The organism is Paenibacillus piri (assembly GCF_004354045.1).
In the GTDB taxonomy this organism is placed as follows: domain Bacteria; phylum Bacillota; class Bacilli; order Paenibacillales; family NBRC-103111; genus Paenibacillus_S; species Paenibacillus_S piri.
In genome coordinates, this window is the sequence record NZ_SMRT01000004.1 from 262,161 (window position 1) to 275,289 (window position 13,129).

General features: G+C 50.4%; 13 protein-coding genes. 1 reads left to right on the forward strand and 12 read right to left on the reverse strand.

Annotated elements, in window-relative coordinates; all coding sequences use genetic code 11:
* Positions 1-48: 48 nt before the first annotated feature.
* The 11 genes from pgsA to sleB all read right to left on the reverse strand — a co-directional run bounded on the left by pgsA (position 49) and on the right by sleB (position 9,973).
* Complete coding sequence (pgsA, locus tag E1757_RS11700; protein WP_133227979.1) at positions 49-627, reverse strand: CDP-diacylglycerol--glycerol-3-phosphate 3-phosphatidyltransferase; 579 nt, start codon at positions 625-627, stop codon at positions 49-51.
* On the reverse strand, positions 624-1,952 hold the full coding sequence (gene rimO, locus E1757_RS11705; RefSeq protein ID WP_133227981.1) for a 30S ribosomal protein S12 methylthiotransferase RimO: 1,329 nt from the start codon (positions 1,950-1,952) through the stop codon (positions 624-626). The genes pgsA and rimO overlap by 4 nt, the downstream gene beginning before the upstream one ends.
* Before the next feature lie 142 nt (positions 1,953-2,094).
* Positions 2,095-2,586 carry a YajQ family cyclic di-GMP-binding protein gene (locus E1757_RS11710; RefSeq protein WP_133227983.1) on the reverse strand — a complete coding sequence of 164 codons (492 nt, stop codon included), beginning with the start codon at positions 2,584-2,586 and terminating at the stop codon, positions 2,095-2,097.
* A 105-nt stretch (positions 2,587-2,691) separates the two neighbouring features.
* Positions 2,692-3,552 carry a helix-turn-helix domain-containing protein gene (locus E1757_RS11715; protein WP_133227985.1) on the reverse strand — a complete coding sequence of 287 codons (861 nt, stop codon included), beginning with the start codon at positions 3,550-3,552 and terminating at the stop codon, positions 2,692-2,694.
* 36 nt (positions 3,553-3,588) lie between these two features.
* Positions 3,589-4,353, reverse strand: a complete 765-nt coding sequence (locus E1757_RS11720) for a YmfK family protein (RefSeq protein ID WP_133227987.1) — start codon at positions 4,351-4,353, stop codon at positions 3,589-3,591.
* Between the two features lie 115 nt (positions 4,354-4,468).
* Positions 4,469-5,305, reverse strand: a complete 837-nt coding sequence (locus tag E1757_RS11725) for a hypothetical protein (RefSeq protein WP_133227989.1) — start codon at positions 5,303-5,305, stop codon at positions 4,469-4,471.
* Positions 5,306-5,452: 147 nt separating this feature from the next.
* Positions 5,453-5,710, reverse strand: coding sequence for a DUF3243 domain-containing protein (locus E1757_RS11730; protein ID WP_133227991.1), 258 nt, complete (start codon positions 5,708-5,710; stop codon positions 5,453-5,455).
* A gap of 74 nt (positions 5,711-5,784) precedes the next feature.
* Positions 5,785-6,543 carry an elongation factor P 5-aminopentanone reductase gene (gene ymfI / locus E1757_RS11735; protein WP_133227993.1) on the reverse strand — a complete coding sequence of 253 codons (759 nt, stop codon included), beginning with the start codon at positions 6,541-6,543 and terminating at the stop codon, positions 5,785-5,787.
* Positions 6,540-7,826: an EF-P 5-aminopentanol modification-associated protein YfmH gene (yfmH, locus tag E1757_RS11740; RefSeq protein ID WP_133227995.1), complete on the reverse strand. Its 1,287-nt coding sequence runs from the start codon at positions 7,824-7,826 to the stop codon at positions 6,540-6,542. Before yfmH ends, ymfI begins: the two co-directional genes overlap by 4 nt.
* Positions 7,823-9,109: an EF-P 5-aminopentanol modification-associated protein YfmF gene (yfmF, locus tag E1757_RS11745; RefSeq protein ID WP_133227997.1), complete on the reverse strand. Its 1,287-nt coding sequence runs from the start codon at positions 9,107-9,109 to the stop codon at positions 7,823-7,825. Before yfmF ends, yfmH begins: the two co-directional genes overlap by 4 nt.
* A gap of 96 nt (positions 9,110-9,205) precedes the next feature.
* Positions 9,206-9,973: a spore cortex-lytic enzyme gene (gene sleB, locus E1757_RS11750; protein ID WP_133227999.1), complete on the reverse strand. Its 768-nt coding sequence runs from the start codon at positions 9,971-9,973 to the stop codon at positions 9,206-9,208.
* Positions 9,974-10,200: 227 nt separating this feature from the next.
* Between sleB and E1757_RS35760 the strand changes: the two genes are divergently transcribed.
* Positions 10,201-10,542 (forward strand): hypothetical protein, encoded by a 342-nt coding sequence (locus E1757_RS35760; protein WP_165972087.1) that lies wholly within the window; start codon positions 10,201-10,203, stop codon positions 10,540-10,542.
* Positions 10,543-10,581: 39 nt separating this feature from the next.
* Here E1757_RS35760 and E1757_RS11755 read toward each other — a convergent pair whose 3' ends face one another.
* A complete protein-coding gene (locus E1757_RS11755) occupies positions 10,582-13,107 on the reverse strand; it encodes a DNA translocase FtsK (RefSeq protein WP_133228001.1) in 2,526 nt (841 codons plus the stop codon).
* Positions 13,108-13,129 lie beyond the last annotated feature (22 nt).

The window sequence follows — 13,129 nt, forward strand, 5'->3', positions numbered from 1 at the left end:
CATCTCCTTATAAAATAAAACAAAAACAATAGGATCATCCTACTGTTTTCATTCGTTAAAATTAATAACGTGCTTATTTTTAATAAAGTAATCGAAACCGGAATACAGCGTTATAATCGCCGCCACCCAGCTGGCAAACATATCGAACCGGAAATTGATAAAGGCAAACGGAAAATTGTTGATCAGCAGCGCGATAATAGCGGTGATCTGCGCCGCCGTTTTCCATTTCCCCCACTTGCTGGCGGCAATCACATGCCCTTCCAGCAGAGCGATCTGACGCAGTCCGGTAACCGCAAACTCCCGGCTTATAATGACAATAACAATCCATGCCCCTACCTTCCCCATCTCCACGAGCGAGACGAGAACGGCGGACACCAGCAGCTTATCCGCCAGCGGATCGAGCAGCTTGCCCAAGTTGGTGACGAGCTTCCGCTTGCGGGCGATATAGCCGTCCAGGCTGTCCGTGCTGGCGGCTACGATAAAAATAAGCGCGGCAACGATCTGGTTGTAGGTGATGGTGAACTGCTCGACCCGTATATGCGGAAACTTCAGGTTGACCAGCAAAAAGAACATGATAATCGGAACTAGGAATATCCTCGCCAAGGTAATCCTGTTGGCCAGGTTCATGCTACAACCTCCCCGGACAAATCAAACTCGAATGAATGGGTAATTCGGACTTTGGCCACTTCCCCAATTGCAAGCTGCGAGCCTGTTACAAATACTTCGCCGTCAATTTCCGGCGCGTCGAATTGCGATCTGCCGACATACACATCGTTGCGGCCGTCATACTTTTCGATCAGCACGTCGATCGTTTGTCCGATCCGGCTGCCGTTGCGCAAATTGGAAATTTCCCTTTGAATTTCCATCAGCGTATTGGCGCGGAATTCCTTCACCTCGTCGGAAACCTGATCCGGCAGACGGGCGGCCGGTGTATCCTGCTCCTGCGAGTAGGCGAAGACGCCCAACCGGTCAAACTCGATTTCGCGGATAAATTGCTTCAGGTTTTCAAAGTCCTCCTCGGTTTCGCCGGGGAAACCGACAATCAACGAAGTCCGCAGCGAAACGCCCGGAATGCGCTCGCGGATTTTGGCGATCAAGGCGCGTGCGTCCTGCTGCCGGCCGGGTCTCCTCATCCGCTTCAAAATACGGTCCTCGCTATGCTGCAGCGGCATATCGACGTATTTGCAAATTTTCGGATTGGCGGCGATCGTATCGATCAGCTCATCCGTGAAAAATCCCGGATAAGCGTAATGCAGGCGCACCCACTCGATTCCCGGAACCTCGGATACTTTGTTCAGCAGTGCCGGCAGCATGAAGCCGTCATACAGATCGGTGCCGTAATTGGTGGAATCCTGCGCGATCAAGCTGATTTCGCGGACGCCCTGCGAAGCCAGCTGCTCGACTTCGGCAATGATCGATTCCATGCTTCTGCTGCGGAATTTGCCGCGCATGATCGGAATGCTGCAGAACGTACAGGCATTGTCGCAGCCCTCGGCAATTTTGACATACGCCGTATAACGGGGAGTTGTAACCTGTCGCGGCAGCGATTGTTCATAATTGAATATAGGGTTGCCGACAAGCACCGGCTTCTTCCCGGCCAGCGCTTCGTCGATAATATCGTTGATTTTGTCAAAATCTCCGGTGCCTACGATGCCGTCGATTTCCGGCATTTCCTTCATCAGCTCTTCTTTATAGCGCTGCGTCAAGCAGCCGGACACGATCAGCGCTTTAAGCTGACCCGTTTGTTTCAAATCTGCCATATCGAGGATCGTATTTACCGATTCTTCCTTCGCCGCATCGATAAATCCGCATGTATTGACGATAATTACAGTCGCATCTTCCTTGTCGCTCACCAGTTCGTAGCCACGTCCAAAAACCAAACCGGACATAATTTCGGAGTCTACGAGGTTTTTCTCGCAGCCCAACGTAACTACCTTCACTCTCTCTGTCATGTAAACTGCCTCCAATATATAGACCTAACCTATTTTAGTATCAAGTATAATACAACGGAATGAACAGTGTCAAAAAAAGAACCTTTACAGAAGCCGCTTCAGCCCTCCCGCAAAGGTACAGAGTACACACCGGTGTATTCGGTTAACGGAAATTCAAAAACTGCAAATCCAGAGGAATATCTTCCTTGCGGAGCAGCTGGATGATCTGCTGCAGATCGTCTTTGCTTTTGCCGGTTACTCTTATTTGGTCGCCTTGAATTTGGCTCTTCACCTTCAATTTGGAATCGCGGATCAAAATATTGATTTTTTTCGCGTTATCCTGATCGATCCCCTGCTTCAGCTTAATGCGCTGGCGCACGGTCTGGGAAGCGGCGGGCTCCACTTTGCCGTGATCGAGGTTTTTCAGCGATATGCCCCGTTTGGCCATTTTTGAGTATAAAATATCGAGTACGTTTTGCAGCTTGAATTCATCGTCGGATACGACGACCAGCTCATCCTTTTCTATCGAAAACTTGCTTTTGCTGTTTTTGAAATCAAACCGGTTGCCGATTTCTTTTTCAGCCTGGTTAATCGCATTTTTCAATTCCTGCATATCCATTTTCGATACGATATCGAACGAACTTTCCGAGCTCATGGGTTCACTTCCTTTTCATGCATGGCATAATTTCCTAATATCATAACATAAAAAGACACCTTGGGCCAATGGAGCGCCTTAGAGTGTCTTTGCTGCTGCTCGTTGTCAAGCTTTTTGCAATTCGATTTGAAACCGCTTCGGGTTAGGGGTATCGCCAACCGGGATGACCGTGCCGTTCACCGTCAATTCGATCGCATTGGAGCGGCCGACAATAAGAAAAGCTGAATTGGTCAGCTCCCACGATTGGGATTTGCCGCTGGCATACGTTCCCTGCTCGACCACCTCGCGGCTTTGTCCCAAAGAATCGATCTGAACCCAGCAGGCATCGCCTGTCACCTTCATTTGAATCGTCAGCTTGTCGGCGTTGGAGACGGCGTAGTAATCCGTCCCGCTCTGGCTTTTCGTCAGCTTAACCTCGGTTTTCGGGGCCGGGGGTGGCGGCGGAACGACAGGATCCGTTTTCTTGTCGTTTATCGGCACAGCGGCAGTGCCGTTATTCGCATTCGCGGCCGCAGGATCCATCTTCTTGTCGGTGATCCGGTTCTGCTCATTGGCCGGCTTGACATCGTCCATATGATTCGGATAATTCATATTCAAATAATAATAAATAATCCCCAAAATGAGCACCACGAATGAAACCATCATAATATTCGACGCCCATTTTCCGATCTTCTCGGTGTTGCGCCCCGATCGTTTACTGCGGATCGGTTCGATATTCTTTTCCGCTTCGGTTGCCGGGATTACGTTCTGGTAAAGCCTCAGCACCTCGTTGGGGTCCAAGCCGACCGCCTCGGAATAGCTCTTTATAAAAGCCCTGACATAAAAATTGCCGGGCAAAATTTTGTAATCGCCTTCTTCAATCGCTTCTAAATATCGCTTGCGAATTTTTGTCGCTTCCTCCAGGTCCTCCAGCGAAATTTTATTCTCCATCCGCGCTTTACGCAGCAGCTGGCCAAGTTCGGACATGTTCTCACCTCTTTTCGACACCGTCCCGGTGCAATTCTAGTAGTCGGCAAATCCATTCGTAAACGATTCGTAAGAAATTTCTTCATCCGGCGTATGGCGGAGCTCTACAATATAATTAAAGTCATCATACGTATATTCGGATTCGCGAATAAAAATATCCGGATGTTCAATGACCTTTGTCGAAGGCATGCTCATAATTTCCTGCAGCAGCGAATAGTGCTTTTCGTTGGAGCGCAGCGTGGATACGATCCCGTCGATGATGAACACATTGTTCGACGACATTTCATCCTCCGACAATTGGCTTCGGACCGTCTGCCGCAGCAGCGTGGAGGAAACGAACGTCCAGCGCTTGTTCGAGCATACGCTTCCCGCAATGATGGACTCCGTTTTGCCGACACGCGGCATACCGCGCAGTCCGACGACCTGATTGCCGTCGCGCTTGAAAATTTCACCCAAAAAGTCAACGAGCAAGCCAAGCTCATCCCGCGTAAACCGGAACGTTTTCCGGTCGTCGGAATCTCTCTCGATGTAGCGGCCATGACGAACAGCCAATATATCGACAAGCTTGGGCTCGCGAAGCGCCGTTATAGTTATATTATCCACTTTTTTCAACATTTTACCCAACAAATCAATTTTTTCATCATCATTTGTTTGCAAAAGCATGCCGCGGGTACGGTCTTCCACTCCGTTAATCGTTACGATGTTAATATCGAGCATCCCCATTAAGGATGCGACATCGCCCAGCAATCCCGGGCGGTTTTTAAATATTTTATATTCCATATACCACTGCTTGCTTTCCATAATCTGCACCTCATAATTTGTCAAGTGAGCTTCTTTATCATATTTTTGTAATAGTTTACGAAAATATTCTACAAATTTCGCTAAATTCCTTCCGTTCCGATGAAAAAGTTTAAAGTTACTGCGGCTTGTTAATAGTCAATTCCTGCGTATCGTAATTTGTTACTCCCGGCGTCCATTGCTTTTCAATCAAATCGAACAATGAAGCAAGCAAGGGCTCCCACTGTACCTGAATCGAAGTGAGCGACATGTTCACAATCGGCACCTGGAGCGATTTCATCCGCTGAAGCACGCTCGCATCCAATGGCGAATAAACGACAATCCAATCCGGCACGTGCTGCCTGACCTGCAGCTGGAATTGCGGGTACCAGCCTTCGGCGTCGGATAGTGAAATCGTTTCGGCCTCCTCGGAAGGGGCCCACATCGACGGAATCGGCCTGGACGAAACCGTAACCCACTCGAACCTTTTGCCGATGATTTGCTGCTGTTTGACCCATTCCTGCCATTGCTTTTCCATAAAGCCGTCGCCGGTCGTTCTCCAAACCAGGTTATCTCCGCTCGCGGCAGCTGGCTGCTGCGATACGGAATCGTCCAGCAGTATCCATCGTTTATCCGTTATCGCGACAGCTGAGGCCGCGGCCTGCCTGGTAAGCTCATTGCCTATCACAATGACGTAATCGTATGGCGTTGCTTTTATTTTATCGGCCTGCACCGCCTCGAATGCGTCCGTATGTATCCATTCAAATGCGATATGATGCGAATCGCGCCAATTCAGCAGCGTTTTTTGCACCGCCGCTCCCATCTGCTCGTTCAAATCGGGCTTCGTTATCATCAGCACCGATTTCTTCGATTGCAGCAATTCCTGATTTATTGCAGGAATATTTTTGCCGCAGCCGGCAATCAACACCATCAAGCCGAACAACATCATCATTGCCAATCGTTTATTCATCTTCAAGCTTTTTCTGTCCGCCTTTCATCAACCTGTTTCGTTAAGAGTTAAGAGATCAATCCATATAAGTATAGCATGAAAAGCGCGGAAAAGCCTCCCATGACAGGAGGCCCGAAGGTAAGAATGGTTCATGTTGGACTGTGCGCAAACGGATCAAAGCTTCTCCGGCGAAACCAGCTTCACCATCAACCGCGCAATTGTATTTTTCTCGTTCTCGTCGGCTACGTCCCAAAGCTCTTTTAAAATGCGCTCCTCTTTGTTTTCCGGATCGACTTTGTCGGCCAAAAATTCGCCGATTTGAACGGCCAGCTTGCTGATCGTATCGTCATTCATACCAAACTTTTCAGCCTGCTCCACCCGGTCGTGCAAAAATTGCTTCCAGCGGTCGAAAACCTTCAACACAGTTGCCATAGGGAAGTCCTCCTTTTATATGAATTAGCAGTACAAAAATAATGTTCGCAAAAAGGAGGGAAACTATGCAGGATTCAGGTCAGCCATCCGCCGTTGGGACTAATGATTTGTCCGGTAATATAACCGGATTCAGGCAGAGCCAAAAAGTAAACGAGCGATGCGATTTCATCGGGCTTGCCAAAGCGGCCCGCCGGAATTTCGTTCTCGATCGCCGTTTTCTCGGTGGAGTCGAAAGCGGCCATCATTTGCGTATCGACAGCTCCCGGCGCTACCGCATTGACCGTGACTCCCGAAGGGGCTAGCTCCTTCGCCAGCGCTTTCGTAAACGCATTGATGCCGCCTTTTGCCGTGGAGTACACAACCTCGCAGGAAGCGCCTGAGATGCCCCAGATCGAAGAAACATTGATGATGCGGCCGTATTTTTGCCGGATCATGGGCTCCATAAACTGCTGCGTCGTCAGGAAGGTCCCTTTCAAATTAACGTTGATGACATCGTCCCACTGTTCTTCCGTCACATCGGACAGCAGGCCGTAATGGCTGATGCCCGCATTGTTCACCAAAATATCGGGCACCATCCGGTGCTGCTCCAGCTTTTCCTGCAGCCGCAGCAGCTGCTCCCTGCTCCGCAAGTCCGCGCTCGCCGTCAACACTTTGGCGCCGTGCTTCATACAGTTTCTGGCCGTCTCGTTGGCCGCTTCATGCGACTGCAAATAATGAATCACCACGTTCATGCCGACGGACGAGAACCGCTCTGCAATTGCGGCGCCTATGCCGCGGCTCCCGCCCATCACGAGTACCGTCTGCTCGGTGAACGGTTTCCCCGGCGTATTCATTTGCGCTCACTTCTGACAATCGATACGGCCAGCTGATTCCAATCAAAATGATGACGCAGCCGCTCATTCACATCTTCAATCGTAATTTGCTCGTAAACCGGCAGCACATCGAACAGGTCGATTTTTTTGAACCGGTATTTCGTAAATTCATTGGCAATCGCTTCCGGCGAGTTCAACGAGCGCATAAAGCTGCCGATTTTCTTTTTCCGGCTTCTTTCAAAATCCGCCGCTGCCACGCCGTTCGCTTTAACGCGATCAATTTCTTCGCGCAGCCGGGAAATCAGCTTTTCGGGATCCTTCGTGTCCCCCCCGAACGCGGAAAATGCGTAATTGTCGCCAATGTTATATTCGCTGCCGAAGCTGTCGGAGATGAGCTGCTCGTCATACAGCTTCTGATAAATGGCCGAGCTTGGACTGACGAGCGTATCGAGCAGCACCTTCATCGTCAACTCGCGCTTCAGCATTTGTTGGCCGGTCGCTTTTTGCTCCGGCTCTTTGCAGCCGAACAAGCATTTGGGCAGCGATACGGGAAGGACAATTACTTTTTCCTTCTCCTTGACGGCAGCCGGCTCCTGTTCGAACAGCCTTTCAATCGCGCCCTGCGGCTTGTAATCTTTGGCCGCCTGATTTTGCCTGACAAGCTCCATGATCTCCTCGGGCTTGACGCCGCCGACGACAAACAGACTCATATTGCTCGGATGGTAAAATGTATGGTAGCAATCGTACAGCAGCTCTTTCGTGATGCGGGAGATGGATTCCACCGTTCCGGCGATGTCGATATGCACCGGATGTTTATGATACATCGCTTCGATAAGGCCATAATACGAGCGCCAGTCCGGGTTATCCTGATACATTTTGATTTCCTGACCGATAATGCCCTTTTCCTTCTCGACGTTTTCATCCGTAAAGTAAGGATTTTGCACAAAATTGATCAAAGTCAGCAAATTATCATGAATATGCTCGGTTGCCGAAAATAAATAGGACGTCCGATCGAAGCTTGTAAACGCATTGGCTGAAGCGCCGCGCGAGGCGAATACGGAAAAAATGTCGCCTGTCGGCTCCTCGAACATTTTATGCTCAAGAAAATGGGCAATCCCGTCCGGTACTTTGAGCGGCTGGGCGCCCTGCACCCGAAAATGGTTGTCAATGGAACCGTACTGCGTCGAAAACGTCGCATATGTTTTGGAAAACCCTTCCTTCGGAAGCACATAAACCGACAGACCGTTCGGAAGCTGCTCGGCGTACAAGGTTTCTTTGACATGCGGATATGGAATTACCTTCATGCCTGCTTTCCTCCCTTCCGGTCACGCAAAAAGTAGATCGTATCCAATTTTACCTGCCTGGCGACTGTCTGGATCGCAGCTTTATCCGTGACGAGCACATCTTCAATGAGCTTAGGTACCGTTCGTTCAACACCGGACAATATATTGTTAAAATCAAACGAGATCAGCTCAAATGCCGAATCCTGCAGCTCTCGTAAATGGCCGGAAATCATCGCCTTCGTCTGCTGCAGCTCCGTATCGCTGATGTCCCCCGCTTCCATCGCCTCCAGCTGCTGGCGGATGATCGCGACGGCTTTATCGTAATTGTCCAGTTCAATGCCGGACTGGATCGTCAAAATGCCTTTATGACCGTCCAGACGCGATGAAGCGTAGTAGGCAAGGCTTGCTTTTTCCCTTACATTCGTAAACAGCTTGGAATGAGGGTAGCCCCCTAAAATGCCGTTGTACATCAGCATGGTCGGATAAGCCGGGTCGGCATAGGTCGTATAGCCGCGCAGCCCCAAATTCAGCTTGCCTTGGCTGACGTCCAGCTCCTCTACGACTTCGCGCACCTTCTCCACCTGCCGGTGCTGTATCTTGGCCGAGTAGCTTGCCGCTTCGTTTTGCAGGCTGAAGCTGTTTTCGATTAGCGGCATCACTTCATTCAAGCTCGTCTGGCCCACTACATAAATATCGATGGGAGATTGTTTAAGCCACTGCCCGTAATGAGCGTATAAAGCGTCCGGCGTCAAGCTATGCAGCGCCTCGATGCTGCCGAGCTGATGCAACCGGTACGGTTCCAGCTTGCACATTTCCTCGATGCAGCGTTCGGCGGCATATCTGATTTTATCGTTTATAATGGCCTCGATCCTCTTTTGCAGCGTTATTTTTTCGGAATCGACGTATTTATCGACGAACTGGCCGTTCGCCAACGCTGGCTGCGTAATCGCCTCGCCGATAAAACGGATACCCTGCTCAAGCAGCGACTCCTTGCTGCTGACAAAATGATCCTGAATCAGATCCATGCGAAATTGGACCATCTGATAATCGCCGCGTTTGTATATATCGAAACCGAAGCCTGCTCCGTACAAATCGTCAAGCCGCTCTCTGAATTGCTTTGTTTCCGGGTAGGACCGGGTACCGCGGCGAAGCACGAAAGGAGTGAACGCCGTAGGCGTAACGGTGTCCTCCAATAAGGGGGCGCCTATGTATACCGAAACGGCATACGTTTTGAATTGGTCCGTCGGCAGGACGTGGACACGAATGTTACCGGCGTTGCCGCGTTCAAATTGAATGTTTTTCAATGGGACATGACTCCTTTCCAGTTTCTTCTTATCCTGGTTCCATTATATTCCTTTAGAAACAGAAGAAGCAACCGAAAGCGGCTGCTTCGCGCTAACCTATTTGCAAAATATATGTTTACCGATTTGCTTCACCTGCGGACGGCTCCAGATCCATTTGGACGTAGCCGTTACGGGGTTAAAATAGTAGATGCAGCCGCCGGTCGGGTCGGAGCCGTTCAATGCTTCGCGCACCGCTTTTTTGGCATTTTCGTTCGGTGTCAGCCATATTTGACCGTCTGCTACAGCTGTAAAAGCGCCCGGCTGAAAAATGACGCCGGATACGGTGTTCGGAAAGCTGCCCGATTTCACCCGGTTTAAAATAACAGCCGCCACGGCTACTTGACCGATATACGGTTCGCCGCGCGATTCACCGTAAACAGCATTCGCCATCAGCTTCAAATCCTCTTCCGACAGGCCTAGATTGCTGGAAGGCGCCAGATTACCCGTCGACGCGCCTCCCGTCGGAGCTCCGCCTCCGGCGCTTGGCGGCAGCTCCGCTGCCGTCGGCTTGTAGTTTTTGGTCGCTTCCCATAATTTCAGCTTTGACTTGCTTCCGAGTATTCCGTCGACCTGTAAGCCGAATTCGGACTGGAACCATTTTAATGCTCGCAGCGAGTTATAGCCGAAGTCGCCGTCAACGGCGCTTTGGTAAAAGCCTAAAAATTTAAGTCGTCCTTGCATCTCATACACGTCGTTACCGGTATCACCGTATCTGACGTCATTTTTACTGAAGGTTTGCTGGACATCGAGATGATGCTTCATCTGGTAACCCGCAAACAAAACGAAAATTAAGCAGAACGTAATAACTATTAACCGTTTGTTCATCCTATTCACCTTTCCCAAAATCGTATTGGTAACCTTTTTAAGGTTATTATGAGAAAGGAAGGGCGCTTCTATGCAAACAAAAAAACGCGGACAGCTCAAGCATCGAACAAGGCTTACCAACTTGACCGACTCCAGCCTATTCTTAAACCCATTTGCATTGGGTCAAGCATCGGCGGTTACTACAGCGGCATAAAATGTTCCATCACTGCGAAAAGAGGTGGAAAAGCATGGTTTACAACCCTTATCATTACCATCAATACCATACCTACGGATATCCTCATCACTATTACCCTCACCACCACCACTATATCCGCATATGCATGGTGGTATGCATGGGCATCACGGCGGTATGCACGGACATCATAGCGGTTGGCATGGCGGTCAACAAGGAGGCTGGCATGGCGGTCAATATGGTCAACAAAGCTGGCATGGAGGCCAAGGCGGTCATATGTACGGAGGACAGCGTTCCAACCGCAAATCCAAATAACCCCAAAAAAATCTGCAGGGAAGCGCAGCAAGCGCTTCCCCAATTTATAACCGATACAAGCTCCTTTTATTTGATGTATTAAAAAAGCGTACCGCCCGAAAAGAAGCGGTACGCGAAATATTTAAGAACTCAATCGGCCTTGATATTGCTCCAAAGAAACCAGTACCTCCCGCGGCTTGCTTCCTTCGTACGGTCCGACGATCCCTTTGGCTTCCATGGAATCGATCAGCCTTGCGGCTCTTGTGTATCCGACACGCATACGCCGCTGCAGCAATGAAACGGAAGCCTGCTTGGCTTCGAGAATAATTTGTACGGCCTGATCGTACAATTCGTCCTCCATCTGATCCGGGACTTCCCCTTGCTCCTCGATTTGCGGGACCATATCCTCTACATAATTGGCTTGTCCTTGCGTCCTGACAAAACCTACGACCGTTTCGACTTCGTTGTCCGACAAAAAAGCGCCCTGCACCCGGATCGGTTTCGAAGCTCCCATAGGCAAATAGAGCATATCTCCCCGTCCCAGCAGCTTCTCCGCCCCGGCCATATCGAGTATGGTGCGCGAATCGACCTGCGACGATACCCCGAAAGCAATACGCGATGGAATGTTCGCTTTGATAACGCCGGTAATAACGTCAACCGAAGGCCGCTGTGTGGCGATAATCAAATGGATGCCGGCAGCCCGGGCCATTTGAGCCAAACGACAGATTGCATCCTCTACATCGTTCGCCGCAACCATCATCAGATCCGCCAACTCGTCAACAATGACGACAATATAGGGAAGCGGCGTGCCAGTCTGCGTATCCACCAGCATCGTGTTATAGCCCTCAATATTGCGCGTCCCGCTCTTGGAGAACAGCTCGTATCGCTTCTCCATCTCCAGGACGACCTTCTTCAACGCCAAGGAAGCTCTTCTCGGATCGGTAACGACCGGTGCCAGCAAATGCGGGATGCCGTTGTATACGTTCAACTCGACCATTTTGGGGTCAATCATCAGGAATTTGACCTCGTCCGGCTTCGCCTTATACAAGATGCTTGTAATAATACCGTTAATGCAAACCGACTTGCCGGAACCCGTAGCGCCGGCAACGAGCATATGCGGCATACGCGCCAAGTTACCTACGATCGGCTGACCGGAAATGTCGCGGCCGAACGTAATTGAAAGCTTCGAGCTGGATTCCTGAAATGCGCCGCTTTCCATCACCTCGCGCATCGTGACAATCGAAACCTCCGTATTCGGCACCTCGATGCCGATAGCCGATTTCCCCGGTATCGGAGCTTCCATCCGGATATCCTTGGCGGCCAGCGCGAGTGCGATATCGTCAGTCAGGCTGACGATCCGGCTAACCTTGACGCCGACATCCGGCTGAATTTCGTACCGGGTTACCGATGGACCGCGCACGACCTCCAGCACTTTCGCTCTGACGCCAAAGCTTTCAAGCGTAGCCTCCAGCTTGCGCGCTACCGCCTTGTAATCCAGGCTGTCGGCTCCCTTGCCTAAGTTCGGCTTGGCCAATAATTGAAGCGACGGCAGCTCGTACGGTATGGAGACCGGCTTGTTGTTGATCGTGAAATCTTCCTCCGCCGCAGGTTCGTCCGGGCCGCCGGCGGCCGTTGCGGGAGCTGCCGCCGCATTCGTCGCAAGCGCAGTATGCGGCGATTGCAGATCGGAAGAGGACGATTCCTTCTGAACATGCTCTTGAAAGTCGCGAATGACAGGAATCAAAGGATCAGGGTCGGCATTGCGTACATATGCGGTTTTCTGCTCCTCTTGCTCATCGAAATAAGCCGGATCCCGTTCATCATCCGGATCGTTTGGATCAAGCTCGCCTTCCCCATCGCTCTTTTGCGCTTTGTTGGGCTGCAGCAAGTCAAAGAAGACCGAACGTTTCTTTCCGGCTTTCTTCTCTTTGCGCTCAGGCTTCAACGTCTCTTCATCAAATTCATCCTCATCCGGAATGTACGGAAGCGGGGCCGCTTTCTTCTTCATCGCCGCGGCCGGCTTCCGGTTTCGGCGTTCCAGTATTTTGCGCCGTATGTACTGGGCCAGCAATGTATTGGAAAAGGAGCGGCTTCCTCTCAGCTTTTCCATTACATCGACGATGGACAGACCCGTCAGCAAAATAAACCCGATTATAAACAGCGTATATTGTATCAGCTTCGCTCCAATATTCACAAAAAGCGCATATAAAATTCCGTACAAGGAGGCGCCCAGCATGCCCCCGCCTACCTCATTCGCAAGGATTATTTTTCCTTTATCGGATGCCTGCAGCCCGTCGACCATACTGTTCCACGACTGGCTCATGATCATGCCGGCTGTAAACTTGCCTTTCGGATATAGCTGCTCGAATAAGCTGATATGGCTCATGATCAAGAGCGATAAGAGCATCAACAGGACGCCTGCTTTACGGGACGTTCTCCATATAGGCCACTGCCGCTTTACCATGACATACAGACCGACATAGATGAAGATAAGCGGTATAATGAAATCCCAGGCGCCCAATACAAAGCGGAACAAATAGGTTAGAGCGCGGGCTACCGGTCCTTCTCTCGATAAAGCAATGATCGATAGGGTTAAAATGACTATGCCGTATAATTCGTATTTCAAATTTGTTCGGATTGCTTTACCTTTCCTTTTTGGCCTGGCCAAACGGCTCACCCCCAATATCAAA